This is a genomic window from Ensifer sp. Root142 (assembly GCF_001426785.1).
GTDB classification, from domain to species: domain Bacteria; phylum Pseudomonadota; class Alphaproteobacteria; order Rhizobiales; family Rhizobiaceae; genus Ensifer; species Ensifer canadensis.
In genome coordinates, this window is sequence record NZ_LMFK01000044.1 from 1 (window position 1) to 26666 (window position 26666).

The window sequence follows — 26666 nt, forward strand, 5'->3', positions numbered from 1 at the left end:
CGGTTTGTACGATCGGAAAGTGCGTTCAGCTACTTCGAGGCGCTGGAACTCTATCTGAAGGCGCATGGTGCTCCAGTCGCCTTCTATTCCGACAAGCAYTCGGTGTTCCGGGTTGCGAAGAAGGAYGCCAAGGGCGGCCAGGGCATGACCCAGTTCGGGCGTGCACTTTGCGAGTTAAACATCGAGATTCTTTGCGCAAACTCGAGCCAGGCCAAGGGCCGCGTCGAGCGGATGAACCGGACGCTRCAGGACCGGTTGATTAAGGATCTGCGCCTGGAGGGCGTCTGCGGCATGGACGACGGCAACGCTTTCCTGCCTCGGTTCATGGAGCGCTATAACCRSCRGTTTGCCATTACCCCTGCCAGATCTGATGATCTGCATCGGCCGCTGAACCTTGCCCCGGATCGGCTGCGCGACGTGCTATGCAAACGTGAGCAGCGTTATGTCGGTGCCCAGTTGACGTTTTCGTTCGAGCGCCAGCGGATCATGCTGGAAGAGAACGAGGTGACGCGCGGGCTGGTCGGTCGCTATGTCGAGACCTACGCGCTTGCCGACGGCAGGCTGGATGTGCGTTGGAAGGGGCATTCCCTACCCTACCGGGTGTTCGACNGCGGGCTGGTCGGTCGCTATGTCGAGACCTACGCGCTTGCCGACGGCAGGCTGGATGTGCGTTGGAAGGGGCATTCCCTACCCTACCGGGTGTTCGACAAGGACCAGCGGGTGACGCATGCGGCGATCACCGAGAACAAGCGGCTCGGTGAACTCCTGACCTACATCAAGGAACGTCAGGAGCAGCAGACGAAGCCCGCCGTGAAGACGAACAGCGAGAAGAACGGCTACGTTCGACGCGCGCGCGGCCCGGGACGTCGGAAGGATTTCATGAACGATCCTGCGGTCATTGCCCGGCGGCGACAGGCGCTCTCTGACCTCGATGCGGCGGAATGACCGGCTGCTTCAACTGTCCAAGCTAAAGCCGAAGGGGAGCGTCNTGCGGTCATTGCCCGGCGGCGACAGGCGCTCTCTGACCTCGATGCGGCGGAATGACCGGCTGCTTCAACTGTCCAAGCTAAAGCCGAAGGGGAGCGTCTCATCCGCCCCCTCCCTTCCCTTGCAACCCGGTCCAGCCGGTCCGGTCGGGGGCTTGCCTCAGCGCCAGTGGAGATGTCGAGTGTCGCATGTCTAAATGGCTGACGACGCGCCGCCCAAAGTGACATTTCTACTTTGCGCCAACGTGGACAGTTCAACCTTGCTGCCACATCTCGTGTAGCCGGGTACATTCTATTTTCAAGTGCGACATGCCAATGATTTCAATGGTTTCCCCTTGGAGATTTTGGAATGACCGGCTGCTTCAACTGTCCAAGCTAAAGCCGAAGGGGAGCGTCTCATCCGCCCCCTCCCTTCCCTTGCAACCCGGTCCAGCCGGTCCGGTCGGKGGCTTGCCTCAGCGCCAGTGGAGATGTCGAGTGTCGCATGTCTAAATGGCTGACGACGCGCCGCCCAAAGTGACATTTCTACTTTGCGCCAACGTGGACAGTTCAACCTTGCTGCCACATCGTGTAGCGGGGTACATTCTAATTCGAAGTGCGACTTGCGATAGATACCAATGGGTTGTCACGCGCAAGGAATGGCTCATGAGACGCACCTACTCCCAGATCGATATGGATGAACGCCGCAAGATTGCCCGCTGGCGATCGGCTGGCATCAGCGTTGACGTAATCGCTGAGAAACTGCACGGACATCGTTCGACGATTTTCCGCGAACTCAGGCGCAATACTTTTGTTGATCCGCAGATGCCAGACCTTAGCGGCTACTATTGCGTCACCGCCAACGCGATGGCGCGTGAGCGCAGAGCCAAGCTACGCAAGCTTGCTCGTTTCTCGCATGTGCGCCAATCGGTGATCGAGCGCATCATGCATGGCTGGTCGCCGCAGCAGAACGCCGGCCGCATGCGGCTGGAGCGCGATCCAGTTTCTGTCAGCCATGAGACGATCTACAAGTACGCCTATTCCGCGGATGGGCACGCGATCAAGCTCTGGCGGCATCTGCCGGAGCACCGCGCCAGACGTCGGCCGCGGCATGCCAGGCGTCGTCATGGCAGGCGGTTCAGCCCGGATGTCAACATTCTCTACCGTCCCGACACCGTCGCCGAGCGCAAACAGTTCGGCCATTGGGAATGCGATTGGGTGCGCTCAGGTGACAATTGCGAATATCACTAAGTTATGATGTTTGAAAGATTAATTTAGAAGTTCCGTTTAAGGCATTGAATATGAACGATATTGTATATATGTGCTTGGTGTGAAGAAGCGCACGGCGCTGTCCGCGCCATTTCCAGAACGTGCAAACGACCTATGCTTTCAGGAGCAGGCAGAAACGTCTGGTGGAGATCGGTGATGATCAGGACATTTGCCATTGCCTTCGGTATCGCAGCGCAACTCGCAGGCGCGGGCCTTTGTCGGGCGGAAGAACCGGTCGATACGGCACGCTCGATCATCCAGGATCAGATCGCGGCTTTCCTCAATGACGATGCGGACGCCGCCTACTCCTTCGCTTCGCCGGCGATACGCGGCAAGTTTCCCGACAAGACGGCCTTCTTCGACATGGTCAGGCGCGGCTACCAGCCGGTCTATCGGCCCGGAAATTTTGCCTTTGGCCGCTCCAAGGTGGTGGGCGATCAGGTCATTCAGGAGGTGCTGATCTCGGCTCCCGATGGTAAGGACTGGACGGCGGTCTACCAGCTGATGAAGCAGCCCGACGGCAGCTACAAGATCAACGGCGTCATGATGCTCCAGTCGGCCCCAGGTCCGGAGATCTGAGCAGGTCTGGTCCTCAGAGTGGCGCCAGATCCCCTCGCCGCCAGGTTTCCTGGGTTTCGGCCATGAAGTCGGCAAAGCGGCCCTCTTCGATTGCCAGGCGAATGCCCGCCATCAGTTCCTGGTAATAGGCAAGGTTGTTCCAACTGAGCAGCATGCCCCCGAGTGACTCATTCGAGCGGATCAGGTGGTGCAAATAGGCGCGCGAATAGTCGCGCGTCGCCGGGCACGAGGATTGTTCGTCTAGCGGCCGCAGGTCTTCGGCATGGCGCGCATTGCGCAGGTTGATGCGGCCATGGCGGGTGAAGGCCAAACCATGTCGTCCGGAGCGGGTCGGCATGACGCAGTCGAACATGTCGATGCCGTGTGCGACCGACCTTAGGATATCGTCGGGCGTGCCGACGCCCATGAGATAGCGCGGCTTTTCGGCAGGTAGCTCGGGGCATGTGATGTCGAGCATTCTGAGCATCACCTCCTGCGGCTCGCCGACCGCAAGTCCACCGACGGCGTAGCCCTTGAGATCCAGCCCCTTCAGGGCTTCCGCCGAGCGCACGCGCAGTGCCGGAATGTCGCCGCCCTGGACGATGCCGAACATCGCCTTGCCCGGTTGGTCACCAAACGCCACCTTGCAGCGTTCCGCCCAGCGCAATGACATTTCCATTGCCCGCTCGATCTCCTTGGGCTCGGCCGGCAAAGCCACGCACTCGTCCAGCTGCATCTGGATATCGCTGCCGAGCAAGCCTTGAATTTCGATCGACCGTTCCGGCGACATGTGGAACAGCGCGCCGTCGACATGGCTCTTGAAGGTGACGCCCTGCTCGTCGAGCTTGCGCAGCCCGGCAAGCGACATCACCTGGAAGCCGCCGCTGTCGGTGAGGATCGGACCCTGCCAGCGGATGAGGTTGTGCAGACCGCCAAGCCGCGCCACGCGTTCAGCACCAGGGCGCAGCATCAGATGGTAGGTGTTGCCGAGGATGATGTCGGCGCCGAGATCCTTGACCTGATCGAGATACATCGCCTTGACCGCGCCGACGGTTCCGACTGGCATGAAGGCAGGCGTACGGATGGTGCCGCGCGGCATGGAAACCTCACCGAGGCGCGCCTTGCCGTCGGTTGCGTGCAGCTTGAACTGGAAGGTTTCGGTCATCTAGTCTTTCCGAAAAAGCAGGCTGGAATCGCCATAGGAATAGAAGCGGTAGCCGCTCTCGATCGCGTAGGTATACGCCGCGCGCATCGTCTCGAGGCCACAGAAGGCCGAAACCAGCATGAACAGCGTCGATTTCGGCAAGTGAAAATTGGTCATCAGCATGTCGACGGCGCGGAAGCGGTAGCCGGGCGTGATGAAGATGCCGGTCGGGCCTGACCAGGGATGGATGATACCGTGTTCGTCCGCCGCACTTTCGATCAGCCGTAGCGACGTCGTACCGACGCAGACCATCCGGCCGCCCCTCGCCTTGACGGCATTGAGGCGTTCGGCGGTTGCGGCATCGACCTGGCCAATCTCCAGGTGCATCACGTGGTCGTCGGTATCATCGGCCTTGACCGGCAGGAATGTCCCGGCGCCGACATGCAGGGTGACGAAATGACGTTCGATGCCGAGTTCGTTCAGCCTGGAAAACAGCCGCTCGGTGAAATGCAGGCCAGCGGTAGGGGCGGCTACGGCGCCCTCCTCACGGGCGTAGACCGTTTGGTAGTCGACGCGGTCCTGAGCATCCTCTGCGCGTTTGGAGGCGATATATGGCGGCAATGGAATGTGCCCGACGGCCATGATCGCTTCGTCGAGCAGCGGTCCGGCGAGATCGAAGCGCAGCGTCACCTCACCGGCGTCGCCCTTTTCCTCGACAGTTGCGTCGAGTGTGCCGAGCATGCAGCTGTTGCCGCCGTGGCCAAAGGCAATGCGGTCGCCGACCTTGAGGCGGCGTGCCGGCCGGGCAAACGCCTTCCAGCGATCCGGCGCGACCCGCATATGCAGGGTCAGCGAGACGGGCGTGGTAATCTCTTCGCCGCGTCGACGAATGCCTTCGAGCTGCGCCGGAATGACCTTGGTGTCGTTGAACACCAGTGCGTCGCCGGGACGCAGGAAGGACGGCAGGTCGAGCACGCCGTGATCCGTCAGGAGTTCCGGCGCCTGCGGGTCGACGACGAGCATGCGGGCGCTGTCGCGCGGATTTACGGGCCGCAACGCAATCGAGGTTTCCGGAAGGTCGAAGTCGAACAGGTCTACGCGCATGGATCGTTTCTGAAAAAAAAGCAAACCCGCCCCAGGGCCTTTCGGCGCGACCGGGGCGGGTTTGTGCATTAGCGCAAATCAGGCGTCGGCGGCAACCCGCATGGACACGATGGTGTCGGGATCACGCACCGGTTCGCCGCGCTTGATCTTGTCGATGTTGTCCATGCCTTCGATGACCTGGCCCCAGACCGAGTACTGCTTGTTCAGCCACGGAGCATCGGTGAAGCAGATGAAGAACTGCGAATTGGCCGAGTTCGGCATCTGGCTGCGCGCCATCGAGCACGTGCCACGAATGTGGCTGACGTTCGAGAATTCAGCGTTCAGGTCCGGCTTGGATGAGCCGCCCATGCCGGCACGCGACGGGTTGAAGTGCTCGCCGCCGGTCTTGCCGTACTGGACGTCGCCGGTCTGTGCCATGAAGTCCTCGATCACGCGGTGAAACACCACGCCGTCATAGGCGCCTTCGCGTGCCAGTTCCTTGATTCGGGCGACATGACCCGGAGCCACGTTCGGCATAAGCTCGATGACGACCTTGCCCTTGGTGGTCTCCATGATGATCGTGTTTTCCGGATCTTTGATCTCGGCCATGGGTTTTCTCCTTCTGTTGACTTTACTTGCCGACCTTGACGCTGATCATGCGGTCGGGATCGGCGACGGAGCCGTTGTTGGCGTCGTCACCGAGTTTGATCTTATCGACGTTCTCCATGCCGGAGACGACCTTGCCGACGACCGTGTACTGGCCGTTGAGGAAGTCGCCCGGGGCAAACATGATGAAGAACTGCGAATTGGCGCTGTTGGGATCCTGCGAACGGGCCATGCCGACCGTGCCGCGCTCGAACGGTACGTCGGAAAATTCGGCCGGCAGGTCCGGCTTGGACGAACCGCCCGTGCCCGCAGCCTGGGGCTGGAAGCCGTTTTCCATGTCGCCGTACTGGACGTCGCCTGTCTGGGCCATGAAGCCCTTGATGACGCGGTGGAAGGCGACGTTGTCGTATTCGCCGGCTGTTGCAAGCGCCTTGATCTGCTCGACGTGCTTCGGCGCGATATCAGGGCGAAGCTCGACGACAACAGGGCCATCCTTCAGCGTGATTGTGAGGAAGTTGTCGGCCGACTGCGCAAGCGCCGTTCCCGTCCAGGACGCAAGCGTGACGGCACCGGCGAAAGCGAGGTGGAGGATTTTCATGGTTTCTCCCTGAGTGGTGAATGGAGTGTGGCGGCTCAGGCCTTGCGTTTGGCCTGCAGCGCCGCGTGAACAGCCTTGGGCACGAAGGCACTGACGTCGCCGCCCATGGCCGCGATCTGGCGGACCAATGTGGCTGTAATGGGCCGCGATGCCGTGCCAGCCGGCAAAAACAAGGTCTGGACATCCGGCGCCATCTGCCGGTTCATGCCAGCCATCTGCATCTCGTAATCGAGGTCAGTGCCATCGCGCAAGCCGCGCACAAGCAGCTTTGCGCCGCTTTGCCGCGCAGCGTCGACCACGAGATTGTCGAAGGAGACGACGTCGATGTCGGCGGCACGCTCGGGCAGAAACTCGAGCAGCGACTGGCGAATGAGGTCCGAGCGCTCGTCGAACGAGAAAAGCGGCGCCTTGCCCGGATGGATGCCAATTGCCACGATGACTTTGCGCGCCACGTTCAGCGCCTGAACAAGTACGTCGAGATGCCCGTTCGTCATCGGATCGAAGGAGCCGGGGTAGAATGCCGTCGTCATCGCACCTGTTTCCGTTTGGTGAAGCCTTTTGTCATGGACGGCGACAGATCGCAAGAGTTGTGCAGGAGCGCGGGCCTGTTCCCTGGGAAACAGTGGCACCAAAGAAATGAATGCTAGATGAATGCCATGTTCAAGAGTGTTTCACGTTGCAATCGGTAATGTGAAGCAAGAAAGAACGGAACCTTTTTGAAGATACTGCCGTTTAGGAACCTGAAAGGATGACGGCTATGGGACTTGCTCTGTTTTCGATGACGATGTTTTTCGCAATGATATTTGCGACGATACATGCACTCCGCGACGAGTCCCGTGAGCAACGTGACCGTTCAAGCAACCGTAAGATCTTCGGCTAAAGGTATCATGTCATGGCGACAGTCTTCATGACCGCCGCGGCGGTAATCAGTTTCGTCTTTCTCGTCGATTTTGCCCGCACGATACGCGACCTCCAGCGCGATCGACTGGGCTCCAATGAGACCGGCGGGTTCAACGTTTAGAGACCTTGAGAAACTTCCTCCAGGAGTTTCGGAATAAGCGACCGACATTCTCCCCTGATGTGGTCGCCTTTTGTAAGCCGGACGGCATCCCCTGCCCGTCCGGCTTTTTCTTTGGTCGATGCTTAAGCCGCCGTCACCTTGTGGTCGCGGATCATCCGGAAGAACCGCCAGTTCAGGAACAATGCTGCAGCGGCAAGTCCCAGCACGAAGCCGAACCACACGCCGATGCCGCCGAACTTGAGCGGGAACGCGAAGGCCCAGGCGCAAAGGAACCCGATCGGCCAATAGGAGATCATCGCCAGGATCATCGGCACCTTTGTGTCCTTGAGCCCGCGAAGCATGCCGGCGGCGATTGCCTGCAATCCGTCCACCAGCTGGAACGCGCCGGCGATCACGATGAGCGGAGCGGCAAAGGCGAGCACTTGCGCGGCATCCGGCCGGTTGGTGTCAAGATAAAGGGCGGCGAGCTGGCTCGGGAAGAGAGCGAAGATGGCGCTGCCGATGATCGCAAAGATGGCTCCGAGCACCAGTGCCGAGATCGCGGCACGCCGGACGCCGAGCATGTCGCCACGGCCGTAGGCAAGGCCGACGCGCACGGTTGCCGCCTGCGCAATTCCGAGCGGGATCATGAAGGCGAGCGAGGCGAACTGCAGCGCGATGCCGTGTGCGGCAAGCTCGATCGTGCCGATGGTTCCCATCAGCAACGAGGCGACGGTGAACAGGCTGACTTCGGCAAGAATGGTCAGCGAGATCGGTATGCCGAGATAGACGACTTCCCTGAAGGCGGGCCAATCCGGGCGCCAGAAACGCACGAACAGCTCATACTGGTTCAGTTCCGGTTTGCTCTTGATATAGGCGATGGTCAGCACCGTGCCGAGCACGGCCACGCCAAGGGCGGCGACGGCCGCGCCGAAGATGCCCAGCTGCGGAAAGCCGTAGTGGCCGTAGATCAGCACGTAGCAAAGCGCTGCATTGAGAACCAGCGTTGCCAGTGTGACATAGAGAATGATCCCCGCCCGCTCCAGACCGCTCAGGAACGCCCGCAGCACCATGAAGATGAGGCCGGGAAAGATCGCCCATTGCGCAATGTGCAGATACTCGGCCGCGAGTGCCGCGACCTCCGGCTGCTGGCCGGCAAGCAGCAGGATCGGTTCCGCCAGCCAGAGCACCGGCGCCGTCAGCACGCCATAGCACAGCACCACCCAGAGACCCATGCGCACGGAGCGACGCACGGAGACCTTGTCGCCCCTGCCCTGGGCTTGCGCGGCCATCGGTACGACCGCGTTGGCGAAGCCGCTGCCGAAGATGTAGATGGTAAAGTACATCTGCGTCGCCAGGATGATTGCCGCAAGCTGCGTTGCGCCAAGCTTGCCCACCATCAAGACGTCGGTTGTGTTGATCGCAAGCTGCGCCAGCTGTGCGCCGATGAAGGGCACCCCGAGATAGAGGCTTGCACGATAATGAGTGCGCCATGAATTGTCGGTTTGCACCGGGGTCGGGCTCGCAGTGGCGGTCAGCATGACGGATTCCTGGATGTCGACGCGGCCGAAATGCGGCAGGTCAGAACGAAGGCAAGGATGACCGAAATAGATCACGGCCGGCAAAAGAACCAGTAACAAAGCTCCGACTGCTCAATTTTTCATCCAAAGATCACGAATATTGATCAATTTCAGTGCATGGCACTGCGATCGGAGTAGCGCGGTTCGGCCATGGACACTGCGGGCTCGATATGTTCAGCCGCGACCGCGAGCCGTTTTGGTGCCTTGAGCCAGAACACCGCGAGCGCACCGACGACGAAGCAACTGGCGAGTGCATAGGGGGCGCCTGAGAAGGAGACCGTGGTCGTCGGGCTCGTGAAGTAGCCGAAGATCTGGGTGAAGATCAGCGGGCCGATGATCGTCGTGATGCTGCCGATACTGGTGAGCGCCCCTTGCAACTCTCCCTGCGCCGACGGCGGCACATGGCCGGCGGCGATGCTGCGCAGCGGCGGATCGGCGAGGCTTTCGAGCGCGGTGGCGATAATCACGGCATAGATCATCCAGCCCTGCCAGGCAGCAGCGTAGCCCGCGGCACCGAGTGCCGTGAAAATCAGGCCGAGGACGGCCGTCCGCCACTCGCCAAGCCGCGGCACGACGCGCGGCAGTACGAACGCCATCACCATGGCACCGCCGATGCCGAAGATGCCGAGCGACAGGCCGATTTCCCCCTCGCTCCAGCCGTACCGGTAAGACGATACGAACGACCAGACGGACGGATAAACCGAATGCGCCATCCAGAACAGGAAGAACACCAGCCCGACCCAGCCGATGCCGGGATAGTTGCGCATCTGCCTGAGCGCGCCGAGTGGATTGGCGCGCCGCCATTCGAAGCGGCGACGATGCGCCTTGTCCAATGTCTCCGGCAGCAGAAAAACGCCGAGCAGGAAGTTGATGAAGGAAAGTGCCGCGGCACCATAGAACGGCACACGCGGACCCAGTTCGCCAAGCAGCCCGCCAATGACCGGCCCCAGTGCAAAGCCGGATCCGAACGCGATTCCGATCAGGCCGAAATTCTTCGCCCGGTTTCCGTCATGGCTGATGTCGGCGATATAGGCCGAAGCGGTGCCGAAGCTGGCGCCGCTGATGCCGGCGAGCACACGGCCGACGAAGAGCATCCAGTAGCTGGTCGCGAGAGCGCAGATCAGATTGTCGATGGCGAAGGTGAGCACGGAGGCAAGCAGGATCGGCCGGCGTCCGAAACGGTCGCTGAGGTTGCCGATGAGGGGCGCGAACAGGAACTGCATCGCGGCATAGACGAGCAGCAGCCAGCCGCCGTCGATCGCCGCGTCGCTGACATTGGCGCCGGTCAGCTCCTCCAGATAGGTGGGCAGCACCGGCACGATGATGGCGATGCCGATGATGTCGAGAAGCAGGATGAGAAAGACGAGGAACAGGCCGCGCCGCACGAACTTTTCGTCGAGCATGAAACTCTCCCTGCGCCATCCGTCGCCAGCGCGGAGACAGAACGTGAACGACGTTACCAATTTAGGTGTAACGCATGATTTTAGTCGAAACAATACGTGAACATCTCAAAGTTTTTTATGAGAACAATCGCGTTTGTTGATCCATTGCTCCCCAAAATGGCCGCCATTCAGCGCACCCCTGACCGTTGCTCGGCCTTGAGAAAGTCGACGAAGGCTCGAAGCGGCGCCGGCATGTGGCGGCGGCTGGCATAGTAGAGAAACGGCCCTGGAAAGGGCGTCACCCATTCGTCGAGGATCGTCACGACGGCGCCGGATTTGAGATGCGGCGCCAGGAACTCCTCGAACGTCCGGATGACGCCGAGACCTTCGACTACAGCGGCAATTTCAAGATCGACCGAGTTCGCGATGACGACAGTCGGAGGGGCGATCGAGATTGCTGCGTCTCCGTCACCGAACTCCCAGGCTAGGCTGACGCCGCTTGCGAAGCGATGCCGGATGCAGGCATGCTTCAGAAGATCGTGCGGGTGTTGCGGCAAGGCCGTGTCGCGCGAGATAGTCCGGCGACGCGGCAGTGATGTAGCGTTGCTGCCGCGGTCCGATCGGAATGGCGATCATGTCGCGCTCGACCCGCTCTTCGTAGCGGATGCCGGCGTCGAAGCCGGCGGCAAGGACGTCGATGAAGCCGTCGTCTGCCGTCACCTCCAGCAAATGGCAGGATTTACCTTCAGAAAGCGCCCAATGATCGAGGGCAGGATCACGCGCGCGACGACCGTGGGCACGTTCAGTTTCAGGGTTCCTGCGGGACTGTCGCGCAATTCGCTCACCTGGTCGAGCGCGCCGGCAATCTCCCCGAGTGCCGGCTGCAGGCGCTCGAGTAGCCGCATGCCGGCTTCCGTCGGTGTTACACTGCGGGTCGTGCGGTTGAGGAGCCGCACATCGAGTTTGGCTTCGAGCCGCCGCAGCGCTTCGCTCAGCGACGAAGCGGAAACGCCCCGCTTCTCGGCGGCAGCGCGAAAGCTGCGCTCGCGCGCAACGGCGGTGAAGGCATCGAGGTCGGCGAGAGGAAGATCGTTCATTGTGCGAAATGCCGTACGGCTTGTTCTGACTGTACGGGATTATCGCACGATAGGACCGGGCGTAACAATGGGGACGAAGAAGGGCGCAAAGGCGCGCCGCCGAAGGAGAACGAGAATGGATCAGGTTTCGCTCGGAAAAGTCGGCCCTATGGTTTCCAACATCGGCCTTGGCTGCATGGGCATGTCGGGCATGTATGGCCCGTCGGATCGTACGGAAAGCATCGCCACGTTCCATGCGGCGCTCGATGCGGGAATTACGCTCATCGATACCGGCGACTTCTATGGCATGGGCCACAACGAGATGCTGATTGGCGAAGCGCTCAAGGGCCAGGACCGCGATCGGGTCGTTCTCAGCGTGAAGTTCGGTGCCTTGAGAGACGCTGGTGGCAGTTGGGTGGGCTATGATTGCCGACCGAAGGCGGTGCGCAACTTTCTCGCCTATACCCTGCAGCGGTTGGGCGTCGACCATATCGACATCTACCGCCCTGCCCGTCTCGACCCGGACGTGCCGATCGAAGAAACAGTGGGCGCAATCGCTGATCTGGTGCAGGCAGGTTATGTCAGGCATATCGGGCTTTCGGAAGTCGGATCCGAGACCATCCGAAGGGCAGCGGCCGTCCATCCCATCGCGGATCTGCAGATCGAATATTCGCTGATCTCGCGCGGCATCGAGGACGATATCCTGCCCACGTGCCGTGCGCTCGGTATCGGCATTACCGCCTATGGCGTGCTGTCGCGCGGCCTGATCAGCGGCCATTGGCAGAAGGATGCGGTCGCACGTGGCGACTTCCGCGCGGCCAGCCCACGTTTTCAGGCGGGCAATGTCGACACAAATCTGGCCCTTGTCGACGCGCTGAAGCGCGTGGCGGATGCGAAGGGCGCCACCGTGGCACAGATTGCGATCGCCTGGGTCGCAGCCCAAGGCAAGGATATCGTGCCGCTCATCGGTGCACGTCGTCGCGACCGGCTGGCCGAAGCGCTGGCATCGCAAGCGGTACATCTGACACCGGAAGATCTGGCCGCGATCGAGCGGGCGGTGCCGAGGGATGCGGCCGCAGGCGCGCGCTATCCCGAGGCGCAGCTCGCCCATATGGACAGCGAGCGCCATTAGAGCATTTCCAGGAAAAGTGCGAAGCGGTTTTCCGTCAGGAAATGCGTGAAAACATGCAGCAATTCAAAGTGCTACAGCGATCTTTGCGCGTCGAATAAGACGCGCAGCGCTGTAGAGTGTTCTCTGCAACTTTGTCTAACCCAGAGCGCTCTAATCCCGGGTAACGAAAGGGGCCGACAGTTCTCGCCGGCCCCTTTGCTTTTTCCCTGGACGGTCTGGAATCAGACCTGGCCGGAGAAGGTGTCGCAGGCCGCCATCTTGCCGCTGTCGAAGCCGCGCTTGAACCAGCGCATGCGCTGCTCCGATGTGCCGTGGTTGAAGCTTTCCGGGACGACGTAGCCCTGCATGCGTTTCTGCAGCGTGTCGTCGCCGATCTGGGTGGCGGCGTTCAGCGCCTCTTCCAGATCGCCCTGCTCCAACAGGCCCTTCTGCTGGGTATACTTGCCCCAGACGCCGGCGAAGCAATCAGCCTGCAGTTCGACGCGAACCGACATCTGGTTGGCTTCGGCTTCACCCATCGACTGGCGCATCTGGTTGAACTTCGGCAGCACGCCGATCAGGTTCTGAACATGGTGGCCAACTTCATGCGCAACGACATAGGCCTGCGCGAAGTCGCCAGATGCGCCGAACTTCTGCTCAAGCTCGTCGAAGAAACCCATGTCGAGATAGACCTTGCGGTCACCAGGGCAGTAGAACGGGCCGGACGCTGCCGAGGCAAAGCCGCAGGCGGAGCGCACGGAGCCGCTGAACAGCACCATCTTCGGCTCTTGATATTGTTCGCCGCTCGCCTGGAAGATGCCGTTCCAGGTGTCTTCGGTTTCGGCCAGCACCGTCGACATGAAGGCTTTCATCTCTTCTTCCTGCGCCGATCCGCGGGGTACCGGCGAGCCATCGCTCTGCTCGAAGCCCGGCTGCGCGACCGGACCGCCGCCGCCGTTCAGCACCTGCAGCATGTCGATGCCCAAGGCCTTCAGGATGAAATAGAGCACGACCAGAAAGATGATGGTGCCGAAGCTCATGCCGCCGCCGGCGCCACGCATGCCTCCGCCACCGCCGGGCATGCGGAAGCCACCACCGCGGCCGAATGGATTACCGCCCAGACCGCCGCCGGGGCTCGCCCCGCGCTGGTCCTCAACGTTTCCGGATTGGCGGCGGCCTTTCCATTCCATGATCTGTCCTCCCGGCATGGATCGATACGCAATATCGGTCAGACCTTTTATATGCCGGGCCGAATGCCGTTGTAAAACGCAATCAGGCCCGTAAGGTTGCGATCAAGCTAATCTTTTCGAGGACTTGCGGCGACCGAAGAGACGACCCTGTCGGATCGACAGGACGGCTGCGGAAATGAGCAGCGCAGCCAGCAGAGCCGCCATCACCGCTGACTGCCAGATCGAAAGCTCGGAGAACAGGCTCGCATGCAGCAGCCTTCCGGGCAGCAGTGTGAAGAGGCCGGCAACGACAATGCCGCCGAGATACATGCCAGCCACATGCCCGCGATGCGCGGGGATGTCGTGCCGCCGGGCGGCCGCAATCGTCTGCCAGCTGCCGAAGAGCACATAGATCGACAACAGGTGAATGGGGTTGAAACCGCCGACCAGCTTGATTTCATGGATGAAGAACGTGGAGAATGCGGTCACGACCATGAGTGCGAGCCAGATTTTGCCGAGCAGCCTATGCAGGCGTGTGCCCTTCGGACGGGCAAGCAGGAAAGCACCAAGGATGGCAGCCGGGATGACGGTCGCGACGTGCAGCTGCACTGCGAACGATGCATGGAGAAGAGGTGAAAATGTCATGAAAAATTTCTATGCTGTTGATTTTCCCCGAACTTGCGGCAGGCTCCGGGCTGCGCTCAAACGCTTTGACTGGAACGGACGGAAAACTTCGTGAAACGCCCATTTCTGCAATCCACGCTTCGTGAGCTGCATCTTGTCGTCAAGGCGCCACGCCTCTGGGCAACCTTTGCTGCAGTCGTGCTGATCTTTTGGGTCACGGGGCCCTATGGCACTGCCGAACGCCTGGCTGTCGTGCCGCGGCTCGGGTTCTGGCTCGTGCTGCACGCCGTCACCTGGGCGATCGCAATCGTTTCGGCCGTGCTTGCCAATGGCCTGCTGCGCGAAAAGGTTGCCTCCGGTTTCGTTCGCATGATGATCGGTGCAGCCGTTGCCAGCATACCGATCGGCCTCGTGACCACCGCGATCGGCTCGGCGACCTTTTCGGCCATTCCAACAGTCGCTGACGTCATGACGGACATCGCGACCGGCCTGTTCCTGTCGCTCTTGTTCTGCACCTTGACCTGGATGACGATGAACACTGAATTCGCCTTGGAGCTGAATGACGCCGGCACCACCGCAATCGCGTCCGACGAGGCCGGGCAACAGACGTCCCGCAACCCGGCTCTTCTCAAGGAGACGGGCCGGGTACCGCTGCTTCTGCGCCTGAAACCCGCCAATCGCGGCCTGCCGCTGCACGTGACGGTTAGCGATCACTACACGGAAGTGACGACCACTCTCGGCCGTGAACTCGTCCTGTTGCGCTTCGCCGATGCGCTCGGTGAACTCGGCCCGGTGGCGGGCCTGCAGGTCCATCGTTCCCATTGGGTGGCGGACGCGCATGTTGCACGCCTCGTCCGTGATAACGGTCGCATGACGATCCTGCTTTGCGATGGAACCGAAGTGCCGGTGAGCCGCACCTATGCTGCGGCCGTGCGGCAGCGCTGGGGTTATCGCCTTCCTCGATCGCGTCCTTGACCGTCCCGCTTTGACAATCCTATTGGCACCAGGGAAATTGTGGAGGGAGGCATGGTCATGAAGGCGTTGCGGCTCGAGGCGATTGACGACCTGTTCCTGGGTGAAGTGAACTTCCTGCGTAAGGTGGACGCCTGCTCCCGGCCCTGGTGACCTGCTGGTGCGCGTCGAGGCGTGTGGCACCGACAGGCACCTCTTGCACGGAGGATCGCGCGGCACGTTTCGCTCGATGAAGCCGCCAGCGTGATTGCCCATCCGCCTGCTGCCGGCGAGGTCGAGGTTCTGGTGGTACCGGGCGTGATTTGACGGCCCGCATGCGGCTTTGGGACCGCCGTCCGACACGTTGCAAAAGCCCATGCCGAAATATGTCGGCTTTCCTGTCGATTCCGGAATTTTCGGGGTTTCGCTTGCAGATACATTTGCCTATAAGCCGCTTCTAGCCTGAAAAGACCATCAATGCGTGCCCGGCCGGTGACCTCCCACTTTGGCCGGTTTTTCGCGCAGCTAGAAACGGATGACCGACCATGCCGAAGCGCCAAGATATCAAATCGATCCTCATCATCGGCGCGGGGCCGATCGTCATCGGTCAGGCATGCGAATTCGACTATTCCGGCACCCAGGCCTGCAAGGCGCTGAAGGAGGAAGGCTACCGCGTCATCCTCGTCAACTCCAACCCGGCAACGATCATGACCGACCCGGGTCTGGCGGACGCAACATACGTCGAGCCGATCACCCCGGAAGTCGTTGCCAAGATCATTGCCAAGGAGCGCCCAGACGCACTGCTGCCGACCATGGGCGGCCAGACCGCGCTCAACACCGCGCTGTCGCTGCGCCGCATGGGCGTTCTCGACCGCTACAATGTCGAGATGATCGGCGCCAAGCCGGACGCGATCGACAAGGCAGAAGACCGCGCGCTCTTCCGCGAGGCGATGGCCAAGATCGGCCTGGAGACGCCGAAGTCGCGCCTGGCGAACGCCACCGACATCAAGGACCACGACCGCAAGGTGCATGAGGCCGAACGCGCCGAACTGAAGGGCCGCCTTTCCGGGCCGGAACTCGACACGGCGCTCGACGAACTGGAAAACCAGTGGAACCTCGGCGAAGGCGATCGCAAGCAGCGCTACATGAACCATGCGATGGCCATCGCCGCGCAGGCGCTCGACGATGTCGGCCTGCCGGCGATCATCCGCCCGTCGTTCACACTCGGCGGCACCGGCGGCGGCATCGCCTATAACCGCACCGAATTCTTCGACATCGTCGGCAGCGGCCTCGACGCATCGCCGACCACCGAAGTGCTGATCGAAGAATCGGTTCTCGGCTGGAAGGAATACGAGATGGAAGTCGTCCGCGACACGGCGGACAACTGCATCATCATCTGCTCGATCGAAAACATCGACCCGATGGGCGTGCACACCGGCGATTCGATCACCGTTGCTCCGGCGCTGACGCTGACGGACAAGGAATACCAGATCATGCGCAACGCCTCGATCGCGGTGCTGCGCGAGATCGGCGTCGAGACCGGGGGCTCGAATGTGCAGTTCGCCGTCAACCCCAAGGATGGTCGTCTCGTCGTCATCGAGATGAACCCGCGCGTTTCGCGCTCCTCGGCTCTCGCTTCCAAGGCAACCGGCTTCCCGATCGCCAAGATCGCGGCCAAGCTCGCCATCGGCTACACGCTCGACGAACTCGAGAACGACATCACCGGCGGCGCGACGCCGGCATCCTTCGAGCCGTCGATCGACTACGTCGTCACCAAGATCCCGCGCTTTGCCTTCGAGAAATTCCCAGGCGCCTCGCCGGTCCTGACCACTGCGATGAAGTCGGTCGGTGAAGTCATGGCGATCGGCCGTACCTTTGCCGAATCGCTGCAGAAAGCGCTGCGTGGCCTTGAGACCGGGCTCACCGGTCTCGATGAAATCGAAATCCCTGACATGGACGAGAACGGCGATGGCCGTAACGCTATCCGTGCCGCGATCGGTACGCCGACGCCGGACCGTCTGCGCATGGTTGCCCAGGCGCTGCGTCTCGGCATGAGCGAGGCCGAAGTTCACGAGGCAAGCAAGATCGACCCGTGGTTCATCGCCCAGTTCAAGGCGATCGTCGACATGGAAGCGCGCGTCCGCGAGCACGGCCTGCCTCAGGATGCTGAGAACCTGCGCATGCTGAAGGCCATGGGCTTCTCCGATGCCCGGCTGGCAACGCTCGGCGGCAAGCGCCCGAAGGAAGTGGCAGAACTTCGAAACGCGCTCAACGTCCGCCCGGTCTATAAGCGCATCGACACCTGCGCCGCCGAATTCGCCTCGCCGACCGCCTACATGTACTCGACCTACGAGACGCCTTTCGTTGGTGCGGCCCGCTCTGAGGCTGATGTCTCCGACCGCAAGAAGGTCGTCATCCTCGGCGGTGGTCCGAACCGGATCGGCCAGGGCATCGAGTTCGACTATTGCTGCTGCCATGCCGCCTTCGCTTTGAAGGACGCTGGCTATGAAGCGATCATGATCAACTGCAACCCCGAGACCGTTTCGACCGACTACGACACGTCGGACCGGCTCTACTTCGAGTCGCTGACCGCTGAAGACGTGATCGAGATCATGCGCGCCGAGCAGGAAAAGGGCGAACTGGTCGGCGTCATCGTGCAGTTCGGCGGCCAGACGCCGCTGAAGCTGGCGGAAGCACTGGAAAAGAACGGCATCCCGATCCTCGGCACCGCACCCGACATGATCGACCTTGCCGAAGACCGCGACCGCTTCCAGAAGCTGCTGATGAAGCTCGATCTCAACCAGCCGAACAACGGCATCGCCTATTCGGTCGAACAGGCACGCCTCGTTGCCGCCGAAATCGGCTTCCCGCTGGTCGTGCGTCCGTCCTACGTTCTCGGTGGCCGGGCCATGCAGATCATCCATTCGGAAAGCATGCTGCAGACATATCTGCTCGATACAGTTCCGGGCCTCGTTCCGGAAGACATCAAGCAGCGTTACCCGAACGACAAGACCGGCCAGATCAACACGCTTCTCGGCAAGAACCCGCTGCTGTTCGACAGCTACCTGAGCAACGCCACGGAAGTCGACGTCGACTGCCTCTGTGACGGCAAGGATGTGTTCGTCTCGGGTATCATGGAGCACATCGAGGAGGCCGGCATTCACTCCGGCGACAGTGCCTGCTCGCTGCCGGTTCACACGCTCGACAACGCGATGGTCGACGAGCTGGAACGCCAGACGACGGCGCTGGCCAAAGCACTCAATGTCGGTGGTCTGATGAACGTCCAGTTCGCGATCAAGGACGGCACGATCTACGTGCTCGAAGTCAACCCGCGCGCCTCGCGCACCGTGCCCTTCGTCGCCAAGACCATCGGTGCGCCGATCGCCAAGATCGCTGCCCGCGTGATGGCCGGTGAAGCGCTGGATGTGGCGATCGCCGCCTACGGCGAAAAGCCCGACCCGCGCAACCTGAAGCACATCGCCGTCAAGGAAGCCGTGTTCCCGTTCGCCCGCTTCCCCGGTGTCGACACGCTGCTCGGCCCGGAAATGCGCTCGACTGGCGAAGTCATCGGCCTTGATACCGACTACGCGCTTGCTTTTGCCAAGTCGCAGCTCGGTGCCGGCGTCGATCTGCCGCGCGACGGAACGGTGTTCGTATCCGTCCGCGACGAAGACAAAACCCGCGTCCTACCGGCGATCCGCATTCTCGTCGACATCGGCTTCAAGGTGATGGCGACCGGCGGCACCGCCCGCTTCCTCGGTGAAAACGGCATTGCCGCCGTCAAGGTCAACAAGGTCCAGGAAGGTCGTCCGCATGTCGAGGACGCGATCCGCAACCGGCAGGTCCAGCTTGTCATCAACACGACGGATGGCAACAAAGCGATCTCGGATTCCAAGTCGCTTCGCCGCGCGACATTGATGCAGAAGGTGCCCTACTACACCACCATGGCAGGTGCAGAGGCGGCAGCGCGCGCGATCAAGGCGCTCAAGGCCGGCAACCTCGAGGTTCGCCCGCTCCAGAGCTACTTCAAGGCCTGATCGAACGACGGCTGCGCGCATCTTTGGGTGCGCGCAGTTGGGCCGCTGACGAGCGGCGGCTCGATGCTCAGCCGAAATCGCTCTACGAGTGCGCAATCTCCCCCTCATTGTTGTGAACGCCACCTGAACGCCGGGTTCAGCCTAGGTTCGGTCGCCGGGTGCTTACATGCCCACATGCGCTCCCAAGTCGGAAAGATCCGGCACTGCGCATGGGATGGGGCAACATCGTGCAGGTCTATTTCTTCGATTTGTATTGGGGCGACGAGCGCTTTGTCGACGAGGACGGCATCAGCCACTTCGACGAAGGTTCCGCCCTGTATTACGGCCAGCGAATTGCCGACAAGATTGGCCGCGATGCCGACTATGGATCGCTGAGGGTCCATGTGCGCTCGGGCAGCGGCGAGATTCTGGCGACGATTGCGCCGTCAGACGGTCGTGGCCGTGAACAGGACGCTTTGATCGGTCGAGGCAGCCTTGGCGTATTCCGCCGCCCCACCGAAACCGCCGCCGCCCTGCCCACGGCCTGGTGATCAATCGACCGTCACGGGCCGCTGTGCCCGAGCCTCGCTGCGTGTTGGCCTTCGGCTGCGCGCAAGCCGGACAGTCCTGATGCCGAAGAACAACGACGCAACCGAGATCACGCAACTCAAGGCAAACACCGCTAACAGCGCGTCGCGCATGACGGCCAACCGTGCGCCTTCATCGAAGCCGCGTATGTTGGCGGTCAGCCCGAAGACGGCTGCGCCGACTGCGTAACCTGCGGATTGCAGCGTCGGCAGCAGTGCCGAAGTCTTGTCTCGCTCAGGGGGCGGCGACACATCCATCAGCAATTGGCTGAGCGTGCCCCAGCAGACGCCGAAGCCGGCACCAATGGCAATTTGACCTGCGAAAACCAACCGAAACTCCGCTGTCGCGATCGCGACCGTCAGGCCGATGAGCCCGAGGCAAAGCAGCAGTGGCCCGACCCAGATCAATCGTACACGCAGATCATGCGAGCGCAGGCTCGCCACCAGAATGGCGGTCAAGCTCCACGACATCGCCATCAGCGCGCTCGAGAATCCGGCGGCCGTCGGGCCGAAATTCCAGAGGTGTTGCAAGCCGTAGACGAGATAGACGGAGCCGGAAGCCTGCGCCAACGGCATCAGCAGAATGATCCAGAGGCCGGTGCCGAGCGGGCGCCCGATCGAAAATGCGCCAAGCGGGAGAATTGAGTGCCTGGAGCGACGGTCGAGATGCACAGTGTTGACGAGAACGGCGATCGCTACGACCACGAGCGCCGCCATGGCAAATCCGTTCTGGAGCATATTCGAAACCGAGATCAGCAGTATGCCCAGGCCAAATGCGATCAGGCGAAAAAGCGGAATGGGTTGCACGATCTGCGCCGAAGCCGACCGTCTGGGTACGATGGCAAGGACCAGCGCAATAAAGATGGCGGCGGCGGGAATGTTGACGAAGAAGGCCGCACGCCATGACCAGTGTTCGGTGAGAAATCCTGAAATGAGCGGACCGGCAAAGGCAGCACTTGCCCAGACGATGGCCTCTGCACCGAAGACCTTCGGCACGAGCCGAGGCGGGAAAAGCTCCGGGATCAGTGCATAGCAAATAGCGGCAATGATGCCCTCGCCCAGCCCTTGAAACAGCCTTCCGACCAGGACCTGCGGCATGCTCGTCGCCAGCGTCGCAATCACTGTGCCGGTGACGAAGACAAGCGCTGCTGCGATCAACGCATTGCGGGCGCCGAAGCGCGCCTTGAGATTGGCAGCCAATGCCCCGCCGATGATTGCAAAGACGAGATAGAGGGTGAAGGCCCAGGAGAGCAGTGCCGCACCGCCAAATTCCTCGACTGCCGTCGGGAGCGCGGTCGAGATGAAGAACTCGTTGAAGGCAAAGAGCGCGACACCGAGGCAAAGCGTCACGGTCGCCGCCAGATGGTTGGGTTGCAACAACTCGGCCCAACGCCCTTCCGCTTCTGAATGGCCCTCGGCTTTCCCTGCGTCGCGGTCGTCTTTTGTCGTGCTCATCCTGTCATTTCCGTGTGTTCGTCGTTTCGGAAACAGAACTGTTACGACCTCAACCGCGGTTGAGGTAAAGCCCATTATCGAGGATGTCAAATTGGTAGGAGCGTCTGCAAGTTGCGCCCCCCAAGTGAAGGACGCGGTGGATCATGGCGAAAAATCTGGCATTGGCAGTTTCCTTTCTGCTATAAGAACGGTTCGGATATTTCGGACGGTTCCGGTGCTTGCGCGCCGGAGACCGTTTTCTTTTGCGTTGGCGCCGCCCCCAAGCGGCGCCTCGTGCTTGATGAAGGACATTGAAATGGTCGACAAAGTGCCGATGACACAGGGTGGATTCGTCAACCTGCAGGAGGAGCTGCGCTGGCGCCAGCAGGAAGAGCGACCACGAATCATCGAGGCCATCGCCGAAGCACGCGCGCATGGCGACTTGTCGGAAAATGCCGAGTACCATGCCGCCAAAGAGGCTCAGAGCCACAACGAGGGTCGCGTCGGCGAACTCGAAGACCTGATCGCGCGCGCCGAAGTCATCGACCTGTCGAAGATGTCCGGCTCCAAGATCAAGTTCGGTGCCAAGGTGAAGCTCGTCGACGAGGACACCGAGGAAGAAAAAACCTACCAGATCGTTGGCGATCAGGAAGCGGACGTTAAGGCTGGACGCATCTCCATCTCGTCGCCGATCGCCCGCGCGCTGATCGGCAAGGAAGTCGGCGATTCCATCGAAGTGAACGCACCCGGCGGTTCCAAGGCCTACGAAATCCTCGCGGTAAACTGGGGCTGATCGCCCCTTTGGGGCGACGGTTCCGCTTCGCCCCGATCCCCCTGCCTCCAAGACATTGACTGTCGCATGCGCAAGGAGAGCGATTCCGTGGCTGACATCCGGGACGTCGAGGTGATCGCTCCCAATTTCAAGCGGCGCCTCTCGGGCGTTACCTCGACAATCATCCAACTCATCCCGATCCAGCGCGCGCTGGGTCAGAAGATCGCGGTGCTCGGTCCGGGTCTTCCCGACAGTCTGCCTTCGATCAGGTTTCTCGATCTCCTGCATCTCTGGAAAGCGCCCGACGGCCGGCGCTGCCGCGTCTGGCACGCTCGGCGCAACGTCGAGATGTTGCCGGCGATCATCCTGCGCGATCTCCTGCGCATGAAGTTGAAGATTGCCTTCACCTCGGCGTCCCAGCGCCGCCATACGGGCTGGAGTAAATTTCTGATCGGCCGTATGGATGCGGTGATCGCGACAAGCGGCAAGACAGCCGCCTATCTCGAAGTGCCGAACGACGTCATCCTGCACGGGATCGATACCATACGGTTCCAGCCGCCCGTCGATCAGCATCAGGCGAAGGCCGCACTTGGCGTCGATCCGGCCCAGAAATTCGTCGGCTGCTTCGGGCGGGTCCGCCGTCAGAAGGGCACCGATCTCTTCGTTGATAGCATGATCGCCCTCCTGCCCTGCCGTCCAAGCTGGAGCGCGATCGTTGCCGGTCGGGCGACGGGTCCGCATGTGGCATTTGAAAACGAGCTCAAGGAGCGCGTCGCCAAAGCCGGGCTTGCCGAGCGTATCCTGTTTGTCGGTGAACACACCAACATTCCCGACTGGTACCGGGCGCTCGATCTTTTCGTCGCGCCGCAGCGCTGGGAAGGATTCGGTCTGACACCGCTCGAAGCCATGGCAACGGGCGTTCCCGTCGTGGCGACCGATGTCGGCGCATTTTCCGAACTGGTTGTGAGCGGTGCAGGCGAAACCGGGACGATCGTCCCGGCCGATAACCTTCAAGCCATGGTCGAGGCGACGGCCGCGTTCATGGATGGTGACCGGCGGCGCACAGCAGCGGGTGCGAATGGCCTTGTCCGCACCGCCACTTCGTTTGCGATCGAAGGCGAAGCGGCCGCCATCAATTCAGTGTACGAACGGCTGATGCGCTGACCGGCCTAGTGGCCGACTGCCGCCTATTTCTTCGAGGCGAACAGCTTCAAATAGGCGTTGGTGATGGCCTGTTTGGAAAACTGGTTCATCAGCGTTTCGTAGCCGCGTTCTGCCAAACGCGACCCGATCTGTCGGTCGTTTGCTATGCGCTCGATGGCGTGGCCGAAACCCTCGGCATCGCCGATATCGACCATCAGGCCGTTTTCACCGTCGCGCATGAACCATTGCGGTCCTTCAGAGCGGCTTGAAACGACTGGCGTGCCCTGCGCCCAGGATTCGAGAATAACGTTGCCGAGTGGTTCATGGCTTGACGCCATGACGAAGATGTCTGCGGCGGCCAGGAACGCACGCGTGTCCTTTTGCCAGCCGGCAAATCGCACCCGGCCCGAAACACCGAGATCGATGGCAAGCTTTTCGAGGTTTTCGCGCTCTTCCCCATCTCCGACAAGCCAGAGATACGCACCCGGCACCTTGGCGATCGCTTCGATCAGCGTATGGAAGCCCTTGCGCTCAACGAAGCGGCCCATCGACATGACGACCGGCGCGTCGTTCGGCGTATCCAGCGTGGCGCGGCTGACGGCAGCGACGCGTTCGGTATTGGTGAAATTGGAGATAACCTCGACGTCGCGCTTCCAACCGATTTCGCGCACATGCGCGGCGATGCCAGGAGTGTTGCAGACGAGGCAGTCGGTGTTGCGGAAGTAGTCGAGCCGCGGCGGGTAGTCGCCGAGCCGCGAGATCTTGATGCAACCCTTGTAGTTCGGCATCAATTCGCTGGCACGGGGCGCCCATGCCATAAGAGCATCCGGCTTCCACGTCTTGGCGAGCCGTGCTGTCTTCCATGGAAGAAGGATGCGGTCGACCGACAGGTTCCGGAAATGGCTCTCTTTGATTCCGACGGAAGGGCTGATGTCCTTGCGCCAGATCCGATCCGGTCGAATGATCGCCTTCTGTTCAACGCCGCGCTCGGCAAAGGCATTGACGAGATGGACGAAGAAACGCTCGGCGCCACCATCCTTGCCGAAGTGAAAATGGACGAGTTTCATGTTTGCTTCGAACCCCGGGCAAACAGCTCGAGGTAGGTCTCTGAGATCACCTGCTCCGAAAAACGCTTGGCAAGCGTATCGCGCCCACCTTCGCAGAGGCGCGTGCGAAGCGCCGGGTCGTCGCGCAGCCGTTCGATAGCGATTGCCAGACCCTCCGCATCGGCACAATCAACCATCAGTGCGTCCTGGCCATCCGTCATGACCCAGGACGGCCCCTCGGCGCGAGACGCAATAGTGGCTACTCCCGCACCCCACCCCTCAAAGCAGACGTTGCCCAAAGGCTCATGCAATGATGTGATCGCGAAGGCATCGCCCGCCGACAGGTAGCCATAGGCGTTCGTCTTCCAGCCAGGAAAGCGCACACGGTCCCTTATGCCGAGTTCTTCTGCAAGCCGTTCGAGGTTGGCGCGTTCGGGACCATCGCCCAGCAGCCAAAGATAGGCGCCATTGACCTTGGCGACGGCGCGCAGCAGATGATCGAAGCCCTTTCGCGGCACGAACCGCCCCATGCCGACGACGACAAAGGCATCCTCCGGCGTTTCGAGGTCTCGGCGCTCTATCGCGGCCGCCGGCGTTGCCCGTGTGAAGTTGGCGATCACTTCGACCCCACGCTTCCAGCCGAGCTTTCTGACGCGATCGGCGATATCGGGTGTTATGCAGACGAGCGTCTCGACATTCGTGTAGTAACCGAGGTGCTCCGGATAATCGCCAAGTCGGGAAATGCGGAAGGCCTTGTTGTAGACAGGCATGAAACGGCTTGCGCGAAGCTGCCAGGCCATGATCACGTCGGGTTGGAACTCCCGCAATATCCGCTGCATGCGTGCCTGAAGGACAAAGCGCGAGAGCGAAATTCGGCGAAAGACGCCTTCGTAGATCTTGCCGCAATGCTCCAGCTCTTGACGCCAGCTTCTGTCGGGCCTGATCAGCATGCGCTGCTCGACACCACGATCATGCAATGCGTTGACGAGATTGACGAAGAACCGTTCCGCTCCACCGTCCTTGCCAAAATGGATATGCATCACTTTCATAAAATCACCTGGATGCTTTCAATGCAGAGCGGCATCATCGTTGTTGGGACGCTTACTGAGTGCGTGCCTCTGATAGATTTTTGCGGCGGTCAAGAATGCGTATACGGCGCCCGTCATGGCTTCGATGAAGCCCGGAAAGCCACAGCGCCAAAGCCCGTTTCGGAAATAGAGACGATAAAAGTAAAGCGGTGGGCTGAACAGCATCTTGTATGGCCGCGGTGGTTTTCCGGCCGCTGCCTGCTGATCCGCCTTCAGCGTGGAGTACTTGTTTTCCTTCAGGATCTGTTCGTCGATAACAAGCGGACGATAATGAAGCAGGCTGCCTTTGCTGGCGGCGCCAACATGACCATCGGGTACGATACCCTCGTGCACTTTCTGACTGAGGTCGTAGCGTCCCCTGCCCTTGCGGATCAGGCGCAGATTTCGCCTCTCATGCACGCGCACCGGCGTATAACCGTAACCGATCAAATAGGGGCGGCGCGCCACGCGCCAGCCGACCGTCTCGGCCGGCCCGTCAAGCAGCGACGGCAGAAGCGCCTTCAGCGGTTCATCAAGGCGTTCGTCGGAGTCGATGTTGAAGCACCAGGGTTGCGTGCACTGGTCCAGCGCGAACTGTTTCTGGCCCGCATAGCCCCGCCAGGGCTCGTGCATGAAGCGGATCGGCCATCCATTATCGATGAAGGATTGCACGAGCGCGGCAGTGCCATCCGTCGATCCCGAATCGACGATGACGATCTCGGCGCACTGCTCGAGGCTCTCGATGCAGTTGCCGAGGTAGGCCTCTTCATTCTGGCAAATGATGAAGGCGGAAAGCGGAAGTTTGCTCATGGATGACGCCACTCAACTTCGGTCGTGTCTGCGTTCTCCAAGGGAGCCTCGCTGCCGTTGCGGATCCGCAAGTGTTCCGGATCCTAGATCTGGACCAGCCCGATATCCTTGACCTGACGAATGGTCAACATCGTGCGAACCGTATCGACGCGCTCGTTGGCGGTCAAAACCTCGATGACGAAATCCTGGAACGCGGTCAGGTTCTCGGCGACGCAATGAAGCAGAAAGTCGCTTTCGCCCGAGACTGTCCATGCCTGGCGCACGATCTGCCATTCCGCGGTTGCCGCGGCGAATGCCTTGAGATCCGCCTCCGACTGCCGCTTGAGACCCACCATGCAGAAACCCACCAGATCGAAGCCGAGCGCCGGTGCGTTCAGCAGCGCGTGGTAGCCCTTGATAACGCCGGTTTCCTCGAGTTTGCGCACCCGTCGCAGACAGGGGGGCGCCGAAATGCCAACACGCTGGGCGAGATCCACATTGGTCATCCTGCCGTCACGCTGGAGCTCGCGAAGGATCTTGAGATCGATTGCGTCGAGCTCGACTTGTTTCGTCATGAAGGTTCGTCCTTTTCACAAAGCGACTTTGATGCATGGGGCAAAGCCGAAGAGGAGTATCTTTGCTTGGATTGCCCGGTAGGTTGTCGTCACCGAGCCGATTTTATCAGGTTGGCCATAG

The 26666-nt window shown here is 61.2% G+C and carries 22 protein-coding genes and 4 pseudogenes; 11 read left to right on the forward strand and 15 right to left on the reverse strand.

Translation table 11 applies throughout. The features are described from left to right. From ASD52_RS40440 to ASD52_RS28615, 4 genes and pseudogenes are all read left to right on the forward strand, one after another. Positions 1 to 609: pseudogene (locus ASD52_RS40440) on the forward strand (ISNCY family transposase); the annotation flags it as partial. 1 nt (position 610) lies between these two features. After that, a pseudogene (locus ASD52_RS40445) lies at positions 611 to 945 on the forward strand (ISNCY family transposase); the annotation flags it as partial. A 686-nt stretch (positions 946 to 1631) separates the two neighbouring features. Then, positions 1632 to 2180 (forward strand): annotated as a pseudogene (locus ASD52_RS28610) (IS30 family transposase); the annotation flags it as partial. Positions 2181 to 2390: 210 nt separating this feature from the next. After that, a complete protein-coding gene (locus ASD52_RS28615; RefSeq protein ID WP_057208602.1) occupies positions 2391 to 2813 on the forward strand; it encodes a DUF4864 domain-containing protein in 423 nt (140 codons plus the stop codon). 13 nt (positions 2814 to 2826) lie between these two features. On the opposite strand, the gene tgt is transcribed toward ASD52_RS28615, so the two are convergent. The 5 genes from tgt to coaD all read right to left on the reverse strand — a co-directional run bounded on the left by tgt (position 2827) and on the right by coaD (position 6753). Then, positions 2827 to 3957 (reverse strand): tRNA guanosine(34) transglycosylase Tgt, encoded by a 1131-nt coding sequence (gene tgt / locus ASD52_RS28620; RefSeq protein ID WP_057208604.1) that lies wholly within the window; start codon positions 3955 to 3957, stop codon positions 2827 to 2829. Next, positions 3958 to 5040: a tRNA preQ1(34) S-adenosylmethionine ribosyltransferase-isomerase QueA gene (gene queA, locus ASD52_RS28625; RefSeq protein WP_025427067.1), complete on the reverse strand. Its 1083-nt coding sequence runs from the start codon at positions 5038 to 5040 to the stop codon at positions 3958 to 3960. Between the two features lie 78 nt (positions 5041 to 5118). Continuing rightward, positions 5119 to 5628: a peptidylprolyl isomerase gene (locus ASD52_RS28630; RefSeq protein ID WP_025427068.1), complete on the reverse strand. Its 510-nt coding sequence runs from the start codon at positions 5626 to 5628 to the stop codon at positions 5119 to 5121. 22 nt (positions 5629 to 5650) lie between these two features. Beyond that, entirely contained in the window at positions 5651 to 6223 is a 573-nt protein-coding gene (locus ASD52_RS28635; protein WP_025427069.1) for a peptidylprolyl isomerase, read from the reverse strand. Between the two features lie 35 nt (positions 6224 to 6258). Next, the gene (coaD, locus tag ASD52_RS28640) at positions 6259 to 6753 is read right to left on the reverse strand and encodes a pantetheine-phosphate adenylyltransferase (protein ID WP_025427070.1); all 495 of its coding nucleotides are present in this window, start codon (positions 6751 to 6753) and stop codon (positions 6259 to 6261) included. Between the two features lie 362 nt (positions 6754 to 7115). Between coaD and ASD52_RS40660 the strand changes: the two genes are divergently transcribed. Next, the gene (locus tag ASD52_RS40660) at positions 7116 to 7244 is read left to right on the forward strand and encodes a hypothetical protein (protein WP_255569870.1); all 129 of its coding nucleotides are present in this window, start codon (positions 7116 to 7118) and stop codon (positions 7242 to 7244) included. A gap of 122 nt (positions 7245 to 7366) precedes the next feature. Here the strand turns inward: ASD52_RS40660 and ASD52_RS28645 are convergent, their stop codons facing one another. The 3 genes and pseudogenes from ASD52_RS28645 to ASD52_RS28655 all read right to left on the reverse strand — a co-directional run bounded on the left by ASD52_RS28645 (position 7367) and on the right by ASD52_RS28655 (position 11282). Beyond that, a complete protein-coding gene (locus tag ASD52_RS28645) occupies positions 7367 to 8764 on the reverse strand; it encodes an MATE family efflux transporter (protein WP_025427072.1) in 1398 nt (465 codons plus the stop codon). Between the two features lie 149 nt (positions 8765 to 8913). Beyond that, on the reverse strand, positions 8914 to 10206 hold the full coding sequence (locus ASD52_RS28650) for a tetracycline resistance MFS efflux pump (RefSeq protein ID WP_025427073.1): 1293 nt from the start codon (positions 10204 to 10206) through the stop codon (positions 8914 to 8916). 167 nt (positions 10207 to 10373) lie between these two features. Beyond that, a pseudogene (locus ASD52_RS28655) lies at positions 10374 to 11282 on the reverse strand (LysR family transcriptional regulator). A 115-nt stretch (positions 11283 to 11397) separates the two neighbouring features. Between ASD52_RS28655 and ASD52_RS28660 the strand changes: the two are divergent. Beyond that, the gene (locus ASD52_RS28660) at positions 11398 to 12393 is read left to right on the forward strand and encodes an aldo/keto reductase (protein WP_025427074.1); all 996 of its coding nucleotides are present in this window, start codon (positions 11398 to 11400) and stop codon (positions 12391 to 12393) included. 221 nt (positions 12394 to 12614) lie between these two features. Here ASD52_RS28660 and ASD52_RS28665 read toward each other — a convergent pair whose 3' ends face one another. Both ASD52_RS28665 and ASD52_RS28670 read right to left on the reverse strand, forming a co-directional pair. Then, positions 12615 to 13562, reverse strand: coding sequence for a neutral zinc metallopeptidase (locus tag ASD52_RS28665; RefSeq protein WP_025427075.1), 948 nt, complete (start codon positions 13560 to 13562; stop codon positions 12615 to 12617). A gap of 102 nt (positions 13563 to 13664) precedes the next feature. Then, positions 13665 to 14186 (reverse strand): DUF2306 domain-containing protein, encoded by a 522-nt coding sequence (locus ASD52_RS28670; protein WP_057214355.1) that lies wholly within the window; start codon positions 14184 to 14186, stop codon positions 13665 to 13667. A 90-nt stretch (positions 14187 to 14276) separates the two neighbouring features. On the opposite strand from ASD52_RS28670, the gene ASD52_RS28675 reads away from it, so the two are divergent. The 3 genes from ASD52_RS28675 (at position 14277) to ASD52_RS28685 (ending at position 19683) form a co-directional block, all read left to right on the forward strand. After that, on the forward strand, positions 14277 to 15140 hold the full coding sequence (locus ASD52_RS28675; RefSeq protein WP_025427077.1) for a LytTR family DNA-binding domain-containing protein: 864 nt from the start codon (positions 14277 to 14279) through the stop codon (positions 15138 to 15140). Positions 15141 to 15661: 521 nt separating this feature from the next. Beyond that, a complete protein-coding gene (gene carB, locus ASD52_RS28680; RefSeq protein WP_025427078.1) occupies positions 15662 to 19153 on the forward strand; it encodes a carbamoyl-phosphate synthase large subunit in 3492 nt (1163 codons plus the stop codon). 209 nt (positions 19154 to 19362) lie between these two features. Beyond that, on the forward strand, positions 19363 to 19683 hold the full coding sequence (locus ASD52_RS28685) for a hypothetical protein (protein ID WP_038576103.1): 321 nt from the start codon (positions 19363 to 19365) through the stop codon (positions 19681 to 19683). On the opposite strand, the gene ASD52_RS28690 is transcribed toward ASD52_RS28685, so the two are convergent. Further along, a complete protein-coding gene (locus ASD52_RS28690) occupies positions 19684 to 21174 on the reverse strand; it encodes an MFS transporter (protein ID WP_025427080.1) in 1491 nt (496 codons plus the stop codon). A 295-nt stretch (positions 21175 to 21469) separates the two neighbouring features. Between ASD52_RS28690 and greA the strand changes: the two genes are divergently transcribed. After that, the gene (greA, locus tag ASD52_RS28695; protein WP_025427081.1) at positions 21470 to 21946 is read left to right on the forward strand and encodes a transcription elongation factor GreA; all 477 of its coding nucleotides are present in this window, start codon (positions 21470 to 21472) and stop codon (positions 21944 to 21946) included. A gap of 87 nt (positions 21947 to 22033) precedes the next feature. Then, positions 22034 to 23089: a glycosyltransferase family 4 protein gene (locus tag ASD52_RS28700; protein WP_025427082.1), complete on the forward strand. Its 1056-nt coding sequence runs from the start codon at positions 22034 to 22036 to the stop codon at positions 23087 to 23089. A 23-nt stretch (positions 23090 to 23112) separates the two neighbouring features. On the opposite strand, the gene ASD52_RS28705 is transcribed toward ASD52_RS28700, so the two are convergent. From ASD52_RS28705 to ASD52_RS28720, 4 genes are all read right to left on the reverse strand, one after another. Further along, a complete protein-coding gene (locus ASD52_RS28705; protein WP_057214353.1) occupies positions 23113 to 24135 on the reverse strand; it encodes a glycosyltransferase in 1023 nt (340 codons plus the stop codon). Further along, complete coding sequence (locus ASD52_RS28710) at positions 24132 to 25163, reverse strand: glycosyltransferase (protein WP_025427084.1); 1032 nt, start codon at positions 25161 to 25163, stop codon at positions 24132 to 24134. The genes ASD52_RS28705 and ASD52_RS28710 overlap by 4 nt, the downstream gene beginning before the upstream one ends. 18 nt (positions 25164 to 25181) lie before the next feature. After that, positions 25182 to 25991, reverse strand: a complete 810-nt coding sequence (locus tag ASD52_RS28715) for a glycosyltransferase family 2 protein (protein ID WP_025427085.1) — start codon at positions 25989 to 25991, stop codon at positions 25182 to 25184. An 83-nt stretch (positions 25992 to 26074) separates the two neighbouring features. Then, positions 26075 to 26545 (reverse strand): Lrp/AsnC family transcriptional regulator, encoded by a 471-nt coding sequence (locus ASD52_RS28720; RefSeq protein ID WP_025427086.1) that lies wholly within the window; start codon positions 26543 to 26545, stop codon positions 26075 to 26077. Positions 26546 to 26666 lie beyond the last annotated feature (121 nt).

Bases quoted from the DNA above. Each gene is read 5' to 3' on its own strand.
- coaD (WP_025427070.1), bottom strand. From the start codon at position 6,753: ATGACGACGGCATTCTACCCCGGCTCCTTCGATCCGATGACGAACGGG.
- ASD52_RS28710 (WP_025427084.1), bottom strand. From the start codon at position 25,163: ATGAAAGTGATGCATATCCATTTTGGCAAGGACGGTGGAGCGGAACGG.
- ASD52_RS40660 (WP_255569870.1), top strand. From the start codon at position 7,116: ATGGCGACAGTCTTCATGACCGCCGCGGCGGTAATCAGTTTCGTCTTT.
- ASD52_RS28650 (WP_025427073.1), bottom strand. From the start codon at position 10,206: ATGCTCGACGAAAAGTTCGTGCGGCGCGGCCTGTTCCTCGTCTTTCTC.
- ASD52_RS28660 (WP_025427074.1), top strand. From the start codon at position 11,398: ATGGATCAGGTTTCGCTCGGAAAAGTCGGCCCTATGGTTTCCAACATC.
- tgt (WP_057208604.1), bottom strand. From the start codon at position 3,957: ATGACCGAAACCTTCCAGTTCAAGCTGCACGCAACCGACGGCAAGGCG.
- queA (WP_025427067.1), bottom strand. From the start codon at position 5,040: ATGCGCGTAGACCTGTTCGACTTCGACCTTCCGGAAACCTCGATTGCG.
- ASD52_RS28685 (WP_038576103.1), top strand. From the start codon at position 19,363: ATGGGATGGGGCAACATCGTGCAGGTCTATTTCTTCGATTTGTATTGG.
- ASD52_RS28690 (WP_025427080.1), bottom strand. From the start codon at position 21,174: ATGAGCACGACAAAAGACGACCGCGACGCAGGGAAAGCCGAGGGCCAT.
- ASD52_RS28670 (WP_057214355.1), bottom strand. From the start codon at position 14,186: ATGACATTTTCACCTCTTCTCCATGCATCGTTCGCAGTGCAGCTGCAC.
- ASD52_RS28635 (WP_025427069.1), bottom strand. From the start codon at position 6,223: ATGAAAATCCTCCACCTCGCTTTCGCCGGTGCCGTCACGCTTGCGTCC.
- ASD52_RS28645 (WP_025427072.1), bottom strand. From the start codon at position 8,764: ATGCTGACCGCCACTGCGAGCCCGACCCCGGTGCAAACCGACAATTCA.
- greA (WP_025427081.1), top strand. From the start codon at position 21,470: ATGGTCGACAAAGTGCCGATGACACAGGGTGGATTCGTCAACCTGCAG.
- ASD52_RS28630 (WP_025427068.1), bottom strand. From the start codon at position 5,628: ATGGCCGAGATCAAAGATCCGGAAAACACGATCATCATGGAGACCACC.
- ASD52_RS28705 (WP_057214353.1), bottom strand. From the start codon at position 24,135: ATGAAACTCGTCCATTTTCACTTCGGCAAGGATGGTGGCGCCGAGCGT.
- carB (WP_025427078.1), top strand. From the start codon at position 15,662: ATGCCGAAGCGCCAAGATATCAAATCGATCCTCATCATCGGCGCGGGG.
- ASD52_RS28720 (WP_025427086.1), bottom strand. From the start codon at position 26,545: ATGACGAAACAAGTCGAGCTCGACGCAATCGATCTCAAGATCCTTCGC.
- ASD52_RS28715 (WP_025427085.1), bottom strand. From the start codon at position 25,991: ATGAGCAAACTTCCGCTTTCCGCCTTCATCATTTGCCAGAATGAAGAG.
- ASD52_RS28665 (WP_025427075.1), bottom strand. From the start codon at position 13,562: ATGGAATGGAAAGGCCGCCGCCAATCCGGAAACGTTGAGGACCAGCGC.
- ASD52_RS28615 (WP_057208602.1), top strand. From the start codon at position 2,391: ATGATCAGGACATTTGCCATTGCCTTCGGTATCGCAGCGCAACTCGCA.